Source organism: Leifsonia shinshuensis, from assembly GCF_013410375.1.
GTDB classification, from domain to species: Bacteria; Actinomycetota; Actinomycetes; order Actinomycetales; family Microbacteriaceae; genus Leifsonia; species Leifsonia shinshuensis.
Genome location: NZ_JACCFL010000001.1, coordinates 2,914,826 through 2,927,251, shown reverse-complemented (window position 1 = coordinate 2,927,251; position 12,426 = coordinate 2,914,826). Strand labels below are relative to the sequence as shown.

The window sequence follows — 12,426 nt, the reverse complement described above, 5'->3', positions numbered from 1 at the left end:
AACCCTTTCCGGGGACAACTCGCCGAGATTCTTTTCTGTGGAGGACTTCCGTCCTCCCGGAAACCGGCTCTCACCAGGGATTCTCTACGACCCGTAGTCCTGGTTGTAGAGGTCGAGCACCGCGTCGATCGGGCCGTCCAGCACCAGTCCGCCCTTGTCGAGGTAGAGCCCGCGCGAGCAGAAGCGGCGCAGGTCCTTCTCGTTGTGGGAGACGAAGAAGAGCGTCCTGCCGCCGGCGAGGAGCTCCTCGATCTTCGCGTAGCACTTCTCGCGGAAGCCGCGGTCGCCGACGGCGAGCACCTCGTCGACCAGGAGCACGGGCTCCTCCAGCTGCGCGATCACGGAGAACGCGATCCGCACCTTCATGCCGCTGGAGAGGTGCTTGTATGGGGTGTCGACGAAGTCGCCGATCTCCGCGAAGTCGATGATCTCGTCGAACCGCCGGTCGATCTGGGACTTGGTCATCCCGTGCAGGCCCGCGGTGAGGTACACGTTGTCGCGGACGGTCAGGTCGTCCACGAAGCCGCCGGTGATCTCGATGAGGGGAGCGACCCCCTCGGTGACCCTCACACTGCCCTCATCGGGCAGCAGCACGCCGGCCACCAGCTTCAGCAGGGTCGACTTGCCCTGGCCGTTGCGGCCGACGACCCCGATGGACTCACCGGGCTCGACGCGGAAGGTCACGTTCCGCAGCGGCCAGAAGTCGTCGGGCCGCGCACGGCGCTGCCGGCCGCCGAACAGGTCCTTGAAGGAGCGCCGCGCGCCGCGGTTCCGCTTGAACCGCACGCCCAGGCCGGTGACGTCGATGACGGCGGACACCTAGATCTCCTTCAGGACGTCGCGCTCGAAGCGCTTGAACACGAGGAAGCCCACGACGAGCAGCAGCAGCGACATCAGCGCGGCCACGATGACCAGGTACCAGTCCAGCTCCTCGGGGAAGAACGCCGCGCGGTACAGGCTGAAGATGCCGGTCAGCGGGTTGAAGGCCGACCAGAAGTGCAGCGAGAACAGCGTCTCGGTCTGCGCGCCCGGGTGCGCCGCGACGTAGGCTGCGCAGTGCTTCGCCGCGACGCCGGCTCCGCAGCCGCCGGGCAGGTCGCGCGCGCTGTAGATGATCGGCGACGCATAGAAGAGGAAGCGCAGCGCGAGCTTCACGGCCCGCTCCAGGTCGCGGAAGAACACCACCAGCGGCGCGATGATGAGCCCGACGCCGACCGTGAGCACGATCTGGATGAGGATCGCGAGCGGGAACAGCAGGATGTCGATGTTCACACGCGCGCCTGTCGCGATCGCGAAGATCGCGAGCACCGGCAGCGACAGCAGGAACTCGATGCCCTTGGAGGCCACGATCCGGTTCACCCAGATCGTGCGGGGAATCATCGTCGAGCGGATCAGCTTCGCCTCGCGCAGGAACGCCCGCGTGCTGTCGGAGACCGCGCCGTTGAACCACATCCACGGCAGCAGCGCCGCCAGCAGGAACACGATGTAGGGGTTCTCGCCGACGCTGCGGTGGAAGATCACCGTGAAGACGAACCAGTAGATCGCGCTCATGACGAGCGGATCGAGGATCGACCACAGGTAGCCCAGAGCGCTGGTCGAGTAGCGGACGCGCAGGTCGCGGCGCGTCAGGAGCCACAGCGAATGGCGGTAGCGCGCCGAGCGCGTCCGCTGCGCCGGGCGCAGGTCGACGGGGGTACTGGTCACGGGAACCTATCGTATTGATCGCTGGCTGCGTGTTCTCGTCACGCGGCCCTTCGACTATACGAAAAGATTCGCGCGCTCCAGGTCCTCCTGGAAGTCCACCTCGACGGCGTAGAGGTCGGAGATGTCGACCGGCTCGACCAGCAGGCGGTCCTGCTCGATCGCGAGCTCGAGGCCGCGCTCGAAGTAGTCCTGGTCGGCGACGCGCTGGAGCTGGCGCAGCAGGGCGGCCTTGTCCTTGCCCGAGATGTAGTTGATGCCGACGGCCTCGCCGAGGCCGCCCTTGACGGTCTTGGACAGCTCGTGGATGTAGCCCTCGGGGCCGGTGGTGTACTTGACCTCCTCGTCGGCGACCGACGAGGTGTTGACCGTGACGAAGGTCTGGTCGCGGGCGACCATCGCCGCGCCGCGGACCAGGACGGCCGGGTCGAAGACGACGTCGCCGTTCATCCAGAGCACGCCGCCGGGGCCCGAGGACTGCAGGGCGCGCATGAGGCTCTTGGACGTGTTGGTCTGGTCGTACTGCTCGTTGTAGACGAACTCGGCGTCCGGGAACGCCTCGATGATGTGCTCGAGCTTGTAGCCGACGACGATGGTGACGACGACGTCCTTGCCGAACGCGGCGTGGATGTTGTCGAACTGCTGCTGCATGATGGTGCGGCCGTCGCTCAGCTCGGTCAGCGGCTTCGGAAGGCTCCGGCCGAGCCGGCTGCCCATGCCCGCAGCGAGGATCACTACCTGGGTCGTCACAATCATCTCCTTGAATCCGCGCGAACCCCGTGAGGGTGTGGTGCTGCGGGGGCTCTCGGCGCCGGCCCGCTGAACCTCCGGGACGGGTTCTGGAAGATCCAGATGTCACCGGGAGTTCATTCACGCTTTACGTGTTTCGACACGCCTTCATGCCTGCACCAGAATACCGGCGGCCCTCGTCCGGGGGCAGGGGTTGACGGCGGTCGTTGTGGTGTCGTTATGTTCCTCACAGGACATTCCTAGGCGCGCCGGGCCCCGCCCGGGCGCGTCGCTATGAGGTCACCCGTCGGGGGGTACGCAAGCGGTTCCGTCTTGGTACGGTTGCGTGGTGAGTTCCGAGCACGCACGACCCGGCGGCAGCACCGAGCCGGGGGCCGACCTGCCCGGAGCCAGGGGGGACGACGAGGGGGAGCGGATGCCCGAGACCGCAGAGACAGCGACGGAGCAGACGGCGCCGGCCGCACGCCCGGCCGCGAAGCGCACACAGCCGAAGACGGCGGCCGCGGCAGCCGGGTCGAGCACCCGCACGCCGACGCCGCGCAAGCGCACGACGACCGCCAAGACCCGCGCGGCGAAGCCGGCCGCGGAGGCGGCTCCTGTCGCCGAGACCGCACCGCCCGTGGTCGAGACCGCACCGCCCGTGGTCGAGACCGCACCGGTCGTGGACACCCGCCCGAGCGTGCTGACGGTGCACGGCGTCAGCAAGCGCTACGGCTCGGTCGTCGCCGTCGACGGAGTCTCGCTGGACGTGCGCGAGGGCTCGTTCTACGGGATCGTCGGCCCGAACGGCGCCGGCAAGACCACGACCCTGTCGATCATCACCGGCCTGTTGCGCCCCGACGAGGGCCGCATCGTCGTGCACGGCGTCGACGTCTGGACCGAGCCGGTGCGGGCCAAGCACGTCATCGGCGTCCTCCCGGACAAGCTGCGGCTGTTCGACCGCCTCACCGGCGCCCAGTTCCTGCACTACGCCGGCACACTGCGCGGGCTGTCCGCGAAGACCGTGCACGCGCGCACCGCCGACCTCGCGAAGGCGTTCGGCATCGACGACGCGCTCGACCGGCTCGTGGCCGACTACTCGGCGGGCATGACCAAGAAGATCGCGCTCGCTGCCGCCATGATCCACTCGCCGCGTCTGCTCGTCCTGGACGAGCCGTTCGAGTCGGTCGACCCGGTCTCCGCGGCCAACGTGGTCGACATCCTCCAGCGCTACACGGCGGCGGGCGGCACGGTCGTGCTGTCCAGCCACGGCATGGACATGATCGAGCGGGTCTGCGACAGCGTCGCGATCATCGTCCGGGGCCAGGTGCTCGCCGCCGGCACCATCGACGAGGTGCGCGGCGAGCAGACCCTGGAGGAGCGGTTCGTCGACCTGGCGGGCGGCCGCAAGGCGGCGGAGGGCATGGAGTGGTTGCACAGCTTCTCGGACTGAGGCTCAGGCTGCTGGCCAACGCCTTCCGGCGCAGCCCGTGGCAGGTGTTCGGGCTGGCGCTGGGCCTGGCGTACGGCATCGTGACGGTCGTGCTGGTCATCGGCGCCCTCGTGGCGGCGCGCCTCGCGCCCGACGTGGCGGACGTGCACAGCGTCCTGGTCGTGATCGGGTCGATCGTCGTCGCCGGGTTCCTGCTCCTGCCGCTCCTGTTCGGCGTGGACGACGCGCTCGACCCGCGCAAGTTCGCCCTGTTCGGCATCCCCGACCGCGAGCTCGCCCGCGCCCTGGCGCTCGCGGCGCTGATCGGCGTGCCCGCGCTGGTGCTGTCCGTCTGCTCGCTCGCGACGGTCATCACCTGGTCGCGCGACCCGGGAGCGGCGGTCCTCGCCGTGCTCTCCGCGCTCCTCGTCGTCCCCACCTGCGTGCTGGCGTCGCGGATCTCCGCCGCGGTCGCCTCGCTGCTCGTGTCCCCGCGGCGGTCGAGGGAGGCCGGCGGCGTCGTCGCGATCCTCGCCCTCGTGCTGATCGCGCCCGTGCTCCTGCTGCTGCTCACGGTCGACTGGGGCCGCGACGGCCTCGGCACGCTCAGCGGCTTCGCCGGCTGGCTGCAGTGGACGCCGCTCGGCGCGGCCTGGAGCATGCCGGGCGCCGCCGCCGAGGGCGACGGGGGAGCGGCCTTCCTGCAGTTCCTCGTCGCCGCCGCCACCGTCGGCGTGCTCTGGCTGGTCTGGCGGACGCTGGTCAGCCTGGTCCTCGTCGCGCCGGAGCGGGAGCCGCGGGTGCGCGACCACCACGGCCTCGGCTGGTTCGCCCGGCTGCCCGGCGGCCCGACTGCCGCGATCGCCGCCCGCTCGATGACCTACTGGGGCCGGGACCCGCGCTACTGGGTCGCGCTGGCGATGATCCCGGTCATCCCGGTGTTCGTGATCGTCGCCCTCGCGCTCGGCGGCCTCCCGATCCACTTCGCGTCCCTGGTCCCGCTGCCGCTGGTGTGCCTGTTCCTCGGCTGGACCATCCACAACGACGTCGCCTTCGACAGCACCGCGATCTGGCTCCACCTGGTGTCGGGGACGCGCGGCATCGCCGACCGGCTGGGGCGGATGTTCCCGCCCGTCCTGATCGGCATCCCGGTGATCGCCGTCGGCTCCGTGGTGACCACCGCGGTCTTCGGCGACTGGGCCGTTCTGCCGGCGATCGCCGCGCTCTGCGGGTCCATCCTGGTGATCGGCCTCGGGCTGTCGAGCGCCTTCTCGGCGCTGTTCCCGTACCCGGCGACCAAGCCGGGCGACAGCGCGTTCACCCAGCCGCAGAGCTCCGGCGCCTCCGCCGCCCTCGCGCAGGCGTTCAGCTTCTTCGCGATCGTCATCCTGGCGTCGCCCGCGATCGTCTTCCTCGTGCTCGGCCTCACGGTGAACCCGTTCTGGCTGGGCGTCTCGCCGATCGTCTCGGTCCTGGTCGGCTTCGCCGCGCTCGGCGGCGGGCTGTGGGCGGGGGCGCGCGCGTTCGACCGGCGCGGGCCCGAGCTGATGGCGTTCGCGAACCGCAACGACTGAGCCCGCGCTCGCCGGGACCCCGCAGTCTCCAGACCTCACGCCGTTAGACTGGGATGATGAACGACGCCAGCATCCTCGAGCCCGACGGAGAGCCGGGCGGCGGTGCCACGACCACGCTCGAGCGCGAGCTCCGGGAGACCCCGCAGATCTCCGAGCCCGGCGACCACGAGCGGTTCTCGCACTACGTGAAGAAGGAGCAGATCCTCGAGTCCGCGCTGACCGGCAAACCGGTCAAGGCGCTGTGCGGCAAGATGTGGACGCCCGGGCGCGACCCGGAGAAGTTCCCGGTCTGCCCCACCTGCAAGGAGATCTACGAGAAGCTGCGCGACGAGTAACCGCGCCGCCCGGCCGGCTCCGCTCAGCCGAAGATCGTCGGCAGCACCGGGTCGCCCCGGCCCAGCCGGAACGCCTCGTCCGGAAGCTCGGCCATCGCGCTCGCGCGGTGCTCGCGCGCCCGGCGCGTGCCCTCCGGCCCGAGGTGCTCGCGGTGGATCTCTCCGCCGCTGATCAGCGGCGCCAGCAGGTCCCTGCCGGTGTCGTCCGGCACGTCGCCGGCCTCCACGATGTGGACGACCTCCGCGACCGCGCGACCAGCCGCGTCCAGGCGTCGCACCGGGTGCTTGCGCCCGGGAATGCTGGGCTTGCCGTCCGACTTCTTCGCCACCGGCACCCACGCACCGTGGTCGTCACGGTGGGCGACGAGCTTGTAGACCATCCCGGAGGCGGGCGAACCGGAGCCGGTCACGACCGAGGTCCCGACGCCGTACGAGTCCACCGGCGACGAGGACAGTGCGGCGATGGTGAACTCGTCCAGGTCGTTGGTCACGGTGATGCGCGTGCCGGTCGCGCCGAGCCGGTCGAGCTGGGCGCGCACCTGCCGCACGAGCGTGGGGAGGTCTCCCGAGTCGAGCCGGACGGCGCCGAGCCCGGGCCCCGCCACGCGGACGGCCGTCTCGATCGCCCGCTCCACGTCGAAGGTGTCGACCAGCAGCGTCGTGCCGGGCCCCATCGCCGCGACCTGCGCGCGGAAGGCGTCCTCCTCGCTGTCGTGCAGGAGGGTGAACGCGTGGGCCGCCGTGCCCATCGTCGGCACGCCCCAGGTGCGGCCGGCCTCCAGGTTGGAGGTGGCGTCGAACCCGGCGATGTACGCCGCCCGTGCCGCCGCGACGGCGCTGCGCTCGTTGGCGCGGCGCGAGCCCATCTCGGCGAGCGGGCGGCCGGCGGCGGCGGCCACCATCCGCGCGGCGGCGGAGGCGACAGCGGAGTCGTAGTTGAAGACGCTGAGGATGAGCGTCTCCAGGACCACTCCCTCGGCGAACGGCGCGTCCACGATCAGGAACGGCGAGCCGGGGAAGTACACCTCGCCCTCCCGGTAGCCGCGGATGGTGCCGGAGAACCGGAAGTCCGCGAGCCAGTCGAGCGTCTCCGCACGCACCACGGCGTTGTCGCGGAGGTAGTCGAGCTCGGCGTCCCCGAACCGGAAGTCCTCGATGAGCTCCAGGAGCCGGCCGGTGCCGGCGATCACCCCGTACCGGCGCCCGGCGGGCAGGTGCCGGGTGAACGCCTCGAACACGCTCTCGCGATCGTGCGTGCCCTTCAACAGTGCGGCGTCGATCATCGTGAGCTCGTAGCGGTCGGTGAGCAGCGCGGAGGACTCGGTCACGGCTCCCACCTTAGCGACGGCGTGGACGGGTAGGCTGGACTGCTGTGACGGATGCGCCGATTGGGATCTTCGACTCCGGGGTCGGCGGGCTCACCGTGGCCCGCGCCATCCGCGACCAGCTCCCGAACGAGTCGCTGCTCTACGTGGGCGACACCGCGCACTCGCCGTACGGGCCGAAGTCGATCGCGGACGTGCGCCGCTACTCGCTGGAGGTCCTCGACTTCCTGGTCGAGCAGGGCGTGAAGCTCCTGGTGATCGCCTGCAACACGGCGTCGTCCGCGATGCTGCGCGACGCGCGCGAGCGCTACTCGGTGCCGGTGATCGAGGTCATCCAGCCCGCCGTGCGCCGGGCGGTCTCCGCGACCAGGACCGGGCGCGTCGGCGTCATCGGCACGGCCGGCACGATCTCCTCCCGCGCCTACGAGGACGCGTTCGCGGCCGCGCCGTCGCTGCAGCTGTTCACGCAGGCCTGCCCGCGGTTCGTGGAGTTCGTCGAGTCCGGCGTCACCAGCGGCGACGAAGTCCTCCGGGTGACCGCCGAGTACCTCCAGCCGCTGCGCGACGCCGACGTCGACACGCTCGTGCTCGGTTGCACCCACTACCCGTTCCTGAAGGGCGCGATCTCCTACGTCATGGGCGAGGGGGTCTCGCTGGTCTCCAGCGACACCGAGACCGCGAAGGACGTGTACCGCACGCTCGTGAGCGGCGGCCTGGAGCGCCGCGAGCCGACGCCGCCGACGATCCGCTACGAGGCGACGGGCCTCGACGCCGACTACTTCCTGCGCCTCGCCCACCGGTTCATCGGCCCGGAGATCAACCGGGTCGACCTGGTGCAGACCGGCGTCATCGACCTCCCGCTCTGAGCCCCGGCCCCCGCGCCTCCACCGTCCCCACCCCAACCGAGGAGAGAACCGTGACCGACATCACCCGTGCGGACGGCCGCACCCCCGACCGGCTGCGGCCCGTCACGATCGAGCGCGGCTGGAGCCGGCAGGCCGAGGGCTCCGCCCTCATCTCGTTCGGCAACACGCGCGTGCTGTGCACCGCGTCGTTCACGAACGGCGTGCCGCGCTGGATGACGGGCAAGGGCAAGGGGTGGGTCACCGCCGAGTACGCCATGCTGCCACGCTCCACGAACGAGCGCATGGACCGCGAGTCCGTGAAGGGCCGCATCGGCGGCCGCACGCACGAGATCAGCCGGCTGATCGGCCGCAGCCTGCGCGCCGTGGTCGACATGAAGGCGCTCGGCGAGAACACCATCGTGATCGACTGCGACGTGCTCCAGGCCGACGGCGGCACCCGCACCGCCGCGATCACCGGCGCCTACGTCGCCCTCGCCGACGCGCTGGAGTGGGGCCGCGACCACCGCTTCATCGGCCAGAAGGCCACCCCGCTGATCGACTCCGTGTCCGCCGTCTCGGTCGGCATCATCGACGGGGCGCCGATGCTCGACCTGGCCTACGTCGAGGACGTCCGCGCCGAGACCGACATGAACGTCGTCGTGACCGGCCGCGGGCTGTTCGTGGAGGTCCAGGGCACCGCGGAGGGCGCGCCGTTCGACCGCGCCGAGCTGAACTCGCTCCTCGATCTGGCGCTCGCCGGCACGACGGATCTCGCCGAGCTCCAGCGCGCGGCGCTCGCGTCGTCCGAGCTCGGCATCGAGGGCTGATGGCCCGCGTCGTCCTCGCCACGCACAACGCGCACAAGGCCAGGGAGTTCCAGCAGATCCTCGGCGACGCGGTCCCCGGGCTGGAGATCGTCGGCTACGACGGTCCGGAGCCGGTGGAGGACGGCGTGACCTTCACCGAGAACGCGCTGATCAAGGCGCGTGCGGCGGCCGCCCACACCGGTCTGCCCGCCCTCGCCGACGACTCCGGCATCTGCGTCGACGCGATGGGCGGCGCCCCCGGCATCTTCTCCGCGCGCTGGGCGGGCCGGCACGGCGACGCGCAGGCCAACCTGCAGCTGCTGCTCGACCAGCTCGCCGAGCTCCCCGACGGCTCGCGGGCGGCGCACTTCACCGCGACGCTGGCGCTCGTGACGCCGGACGGCGCGGAGACGGTGGTCGAGGGTATCTGGCCGGGGCGCATCGCGCACGAGGCGCGCGGCGAGCACGGCCACGGCTACGATCCGATCTTCGTGCCGGACGGCCACGACGCGACGGCGGCCGAGCTCGGACCGGAGGTGAAGAACGCCGAGAGCCACCGCTCCCGGGCGTTCTCGGCCATCGTCCCCGCCCTGCGGGAGCTGGTCGCCGCAGCGCGCTGAGAATGAGAACGGCACTCATTCCTATCTAGCCGGAACGCTGGCGTGGCCGCTCGAGTTCGACATACCGTAGAAGAACTATGAGTCACGACCACGGCCACTCCGCGAACCGCAACCGACTCCTGATCGCCATCGGGATCGTCGCGGTGGTGCTCGTCGTCCAGGTGATCGGCGCCTGGCTGAGCGGGTCGCTGGCGCTCCTCGCGGACGCCGGCCACATGCTGAGCGACCTGACCGGCCTCATCGTGGCTCTCATGGCCACGATCGTGGCTGCGCGCCCGGCCACCGACCGGCAGACGTTCGGCTACCGGCGCGCCGAGGTGTTCGGCGCGCTCATCAACGGGCTCATCCTCGTCGTGGTGGCGGTGTTCGTTACCATCGGTGCGATCGGCCGGCTGGTGACGGGGGAGACCGAGGTGCAGTCCGGGCCGATGCTCGTGGTCGCCGTGATCGGCCTGGTCGCCAACCTCGGCGCCCTCCTGCTGCTGCGCCCGGCCGCCGACCACTCGATCAACATGCGCGGGGCGTACCTGGAGGTGTTCGGCGACCTGATCGGCTCGCTGACGGTCATCGTCGCCGCCGTGGTCATCATGCTGACCGGGTTCGCCCCGGCCGACGCGATCGCGTCGCTGCTGATCGCTGCGTTCATCGTCCCGCGTGCGGTGCTGCTGCTGCGCGACGTGGTGCGGGTGCTCAGCGAGGCGGCCCCGGCGGACACCGACGTCGCCGAGATCCGCGACCACATCCTCGGCACCCCGGGCGTCGTCGCCGTGCACGACGTGCACGTCTGGGCGATCACCTCCGGCGCCCCGGTCTTCACGGCGCACGTCGTTGTCGACGCCGGGGTCTTCCGCTCCGGCGCGACCGGGGAACTGCTGGACGAGCTCTCCGGCTGCCTCGCGAAGCACTTCGACGTCGAGCACTCGACGTTCCAGCTGGAGCCGGCGGAGCACGCCGCCCACGAGGACGAGTTCCACCGCTGAGCGGTGGGCGCCCGCCTCAGATGTCGGGCGTCGGGTGCGGCTTGGGCGCCTCGGTGTCGCTGACGCGATCGGCCTCGGCCGCGGCGGCCTGGCGCTTCCGCTTGGCCTTGCGCAGCGACTGGAAATAGTGGAACAGCGTCGGGACGAGCGTGATGAGTACGGCGCCGATCAGGATCACGTCGATGTAGTTGGAGACGAAGTTCGCCACCGGCGGGATGTAGCCGATGACGTAGCCGAACAGGGTCAGTCCCGCGCCCCAGATCAGCGCGCCGATCGCGTTGTAGAGCGAGTACTTCTTGTAGTTCATGTGGCCGACGCCCGCGGCGACCGGGGCGAAGGTGCGCACGATCGGGACGAACCGCGCGAGGATGACCGCGAGCGCCCCGAACCGGTCGAAGAACGCATTGGTGCGCCGCACGTTCTCCATGCTGAACAGACCGGTCTCCTTGCGTTCGAACACGCGCGGGCCGGCCTTGTGGCCGATCAGGTAGCCGGCCTCGCCGCCGAGGAAGGCCGCGAACGCGATCGCGAGGCACACCCACCAGATGTCGACGCCGAAGACCAGCGAGGTGTGCGTCAGCAGGCCGGAGATGACCAGCAGGGTGTCGCCGGGCAGCAGGAAGCCGACCAGGAGGCCCGTCTCGGCGAACACGATGCCGCACACCACGAGCAGCGCCCAGGGGCCCGCCGCGGTGATGATCGTGTGCGGGTCGAGCCAGGGAATGAGGCCGGCGTGATGGATCACGTGTCTCCAGGGTTTTCGAGAGCGATGCGGGTGGCGGATTCAGGCCCGAGTTTAGTGGGCGCAACCTCCACGAACCGTGCGAATCCGGCAGGACGGCCCAAGATCACCCTGTGGGCCTACTGGGCGCCGTCGGTGATCATCCCGTGGGTGGTCGATGAGGTGCGGGAGAAGGGACTCGAACCCTCACGCCGTGAAGCACAGGAACCTAAATCCTGCGTGTCTGCCAGTTTCACCACTCCCGCGGCTCGCGCTGCGCGCGGCTACGACAATAGCTCATCCACGCGCGGCGCGACCTCGCGGCCGAGCAGGTCGATGGCGCGCAGGATGTGCTCGTGGGCGAGCGTGCCGTTGCTCACCTTGACGTCGAACCGGGTGAGGCCGAGGCCGCGGGCGGCGTACGCGATCTTCCGGGCGACCGTCTCCGGCGAGCCGACGACGAGGGCGCCGTCCTCGGCCGCCTCGTGCTCGAAGCGCGCCCGGGTGGCGGGCGGCCAGCCGCGCTCGCGGCCGATCCGGTTGGTCATCGCCTCCCAGTGCGGCCAGAGCAGGTCCTTGGCCTCCTGGTCGGTCTCGGCGACGAAGCCGGGGGAGTGCACGCCGATCGGGAGGTCGGTGTCCTGGCCGAACTGCTCCAGCGCCTTCCGGTAGAGCTCGGTCAGCGGCTGGAAGCGCATCGGGCCGCCGCCGATGATCGCGACCATGAGCGGGAGGCCGTAGCGCGCGGCGCGGACCACCGACTCCGGGCTGCCGCCGACGCCGATCCAGGTCTTCAGCAGGCCGTGCTCGACCGGGGGATAGACGGACTGCTCGGTCAGCGGGGGCCGCAGCGTGCCGCTCCAGGTCACCGGCTCCTGCTGCCGGATCGCGGCGAACAGGTCGAGCTTCTCGTCGAAGAGCTCCTCGTACTGGGCGAGGTCGAAGCCGAACAGCGGGAACGACTCGATGAAGGAGCCGCGGCCGAGAATGACCTCCGCCCGGCCGTTCGAGACGCCGTCGAGCGTGGCGAAGCGCTGGAAGACGCGCACCGGGTCGTCGGAGCTGAGCACGGTGACCGCCGAGCCCAGGTGGATGCGCTCGGTCTGGCCCGCGATCGCCGCGAGCACGACCTCCGGGGCGGCGACGGAGAAGTCCTTGCGGTGGTGCTCCCCGATGCCGATGAAGTCGAGCCCGGCCTGGTCGGCCGCCACGCCCTCCGCGACGACGTTGCGGAGCACCTGCGCGTGCGGCAGCGGCTTCCCGTCGGCGTCCAGCGTGATGTCGCCGAACGTGTCGATCCCGATCTCCAGCCGTGCGGCCATGTGCGTCCTCCTGCTCCTCGCGCGCACCGTTTCAAT

Annotated in this window: 13 protein-coding genes and 1 tRNA gene; 7 read left to right on the top strand and 7 right to left on the bottom strand. The window is 70.7% G+C overall.

The window, feature by feature from the left end; all coding sequences use genetic code 11:
* Positions 1-84: 84 nt before the first annotated feature.
* The 3 genes from HNR13_RS14240 to HNR13_RS14230 are packed head-to-tail and all read right to left on the bottom strand — an operon-like array spanning position 85 to position 2,451.
* Complete coding sequence (locus tag HNR13_RS14240) at positions 85-819, bottom strand: ATP-binding cassette domain-containing protein (protein WP_179606773.1); 735 nt, start codon at positions 817-819, stop codon at positions 85-87.
* Positions 820-1,704 carry an ABC transporter permease gene (locus HNR13_RS14235; RefSeq protein WP_382312792.1) on the bottom strand — a complete coding sequence of 295 codons (885 nt, stop codon included), beginning with the start codon at positions 1,702-1,704 and terminating at the stop codon, positions 820-822.
* 54 nt (positions 1,705-1,758) lie between these two features.
* The gene (locus HNR13_RS14230; RefSeq protein ID WP_179606771.1) at positions 1,759-2,451 is read right to left on the bottom strand and encodes an NTP transferase domain-containing protein; all 693 of its coding nucleotides are present in this window, start codon (positions 2,449-2,451) and stop codon (positions 1,759-1,761) included.
* A gap of 415 nt (positions 2,452-2,866) precedes the next feature.
* Here HNR13_RS14230 and HNR13_RS14225 point away from each other — a divergent pair, with 415 nt between their 5' ends.
* The 3 genes from HNR13_RS14225 to HNR13_RS14215 are packed head-to-tail and all read left to right on the top strand — an operon-like array spanning position 2,867 to position 5,771.
* A complete protein-coding gene (locus tag HNR13_RS14225) occupies positions 2,867-3,883 on the top strand; it encodes an ABC transporter ATP-binding protein (RefSeq protein WP_179609496.1) in 1,017 nt (338 codons plus the stop codon).
* Entirely contained in the window at positions 3,859-5,436 is a 1,578-nt protein-coding gene (locus tag HNR13_RS14220) for a hypothetical protein (protein WP_343063561.1), read from the top strand. Before HNR13_RS14225 ends, HNR13_RS14220 begins: the two co-directional genes overlap by 25 nt.
* 56 nt (positions 5,437-5,492) lie before the next feature.
* The gene (locus tag HNR13_RS14215) at positions 5,493-5,771 is read left to right on the top strand and encodes a DUF3039 domain-containing protein (protein ID WP_179606770.1); all 279 of its coding nucleotides are present in this window, start codon (positions 5,493-5,495) and stop codon (positions 5,769-5,771) included.
* A gap of 23 nt (positions 5,772-5,794) precedes the next feature.
* On the opposite strand, the gene HNR13_RS14210 is transcribed toward HNR13_RS14215, so the two are convergent.
* Positions 5,795-7,099: a nicotinate phosphoribosyltransferase gene (locus HNR13_RS14210; protein ID WP_179606768.1), complete on the bottom strand. Its 1,305-nt coding sequence runs from the start codon at positions 7,097-7,099 to the stop codon at positions 5,795-5,797.
* 44 nt (positions 7,100-7,143) lie between these two features.
* Between HNR13_RS14210 and murI the strand changes: the two genes are divergently transcribed.
* The 4 genes from murI (at position 7,144) to HNR13_RS14190 (ending at position 10,347) form a co-directional block, all read left to right on the top strand.
* Positions 7,144-7,962: a glutamate racemase gene (gene murI / locus HNR13_RS14205; protein WP_179606766.1), complete on the top strand. Its 819-nt coding sequence runs from the start codon at positions 7,144-7,146 to the stop codon at positions 7,960-7,962.
* A gap of 50 nt (positions 7,963-8,012) precedes the next feature.
* Positions 8,013-8,768 carry a ribonuclease PH gene (rph, locus tag HNR13_RS14200; protein WP_179606764.1) on the top strand — a complete coding sequence of 252 codons (756 nt, stop codon included), beginning with the start codon at positions 8,013-8,015 and terminating at the stop codon, positions 8,766-8,768.
* Positions 8,768-9,367 carry an RdgB/HAM1 family non-canonical purine NTP pyrophosphatase gene (rdgB, locus tag HNR13_RS14195; RefSeq protein WP_179606762.1) on the top strand — a complete coding sequence of 200 codons (600 nt, stop codon included), beginning with the start codon at positions 8,768-8,770 and terminating at the stop codon, positions 9,365-9,367. The genes rph and rdgB overlap by 1 nt, the downstream gene beginning before the upstream one ends.
* Positions 9,368-9,444: 77 nt before the next feature.
* On the top strand, positions 9,445-10,347 hold the full coding sequence (locus HNR13_RS14190; protein WP_179606760.1) for a cation diffusion facilitator family transporter: 903 nt from the start codon (positions 9,445-9,447) through the stop codon (positions 10,345-10,347).
* Between the two features lie 16 nt (positions 10,348-10,363).
* Here HNR13_RS14190 and HNR13_RS14185 read toward each other — a convergent pair whose 3' ends face one another.
* The 3 genes from HNR13_RS14185 to HNR13_RS14175 form a co-directional block, all read right to left on the bottom strand.
* Positions 10,364-11,092: a VTT domain-containing protein gene (locus HNR13_RS14185; RefSeq protein WP_179606758.1), complete on the bottom strand. Its 729-nt coding sequence runs from the start codon at positions 11,090-11,092 to the stop codon at positions 10,364-10,366.
* Positions 11,093-11,252: 160 nt separating this feature from the next.
* A tRNA-Leu gene (locus tag HNR13_RS14180) sits at positions 11,253-11,334 on the bottom strand.
* 18 nt (positions 11,335-11,352) lie between these two features.
* Positions 11,353-12,390 (bottom strand): LLM class flavin-dependent oxidoreductase, encoded by a 1,038-nt coding sequence (locus HNR13_RS14175; protein WP_179606756.1) that lies wholly within the window; start codon positions 12,388-12,390, stop codon positions 11,353-11,355.
* Positions 12,391-12,426: the final 36 nt, after the last annotated feature.

Coding starts and splice junctions, on each gene's coding strand:
- HNR13_RS14225 (WP_179609496.1), top strand. CDS start 2,867: ATGCCCGAGACCGCAGAGACAGCGACGGAGCAGACGGCGCCGGCCGCA.
- HNR13_RS14215 (WP_179606770.1), top strand. CDS start 5,493: ATGAACGACGCCAGCATCCTCGAGCCCGACGGAGAGCCGGGCGGCGGT.
- rdgB (WP_179606762.1), top strand. CDS start 8,768: ATGGCCCGCGTCGTCCTCGCCACGCACAACGCGCACAAGGCCAGGGAG.
- HNR13_RS14190 (WP_179606760.1), top strand. CDS start 9,445: ATGAGTCACGACCACGGCCACTCCGCGAACCGCAACCGACTCCTGATC.
- HNR13_RS14175 (WP_179606756.1), bottom strand. CDS start 12,390: ATGGCCGCACGGCTGGAGATCGGGATCGACACGTTCGGCGACATCACG.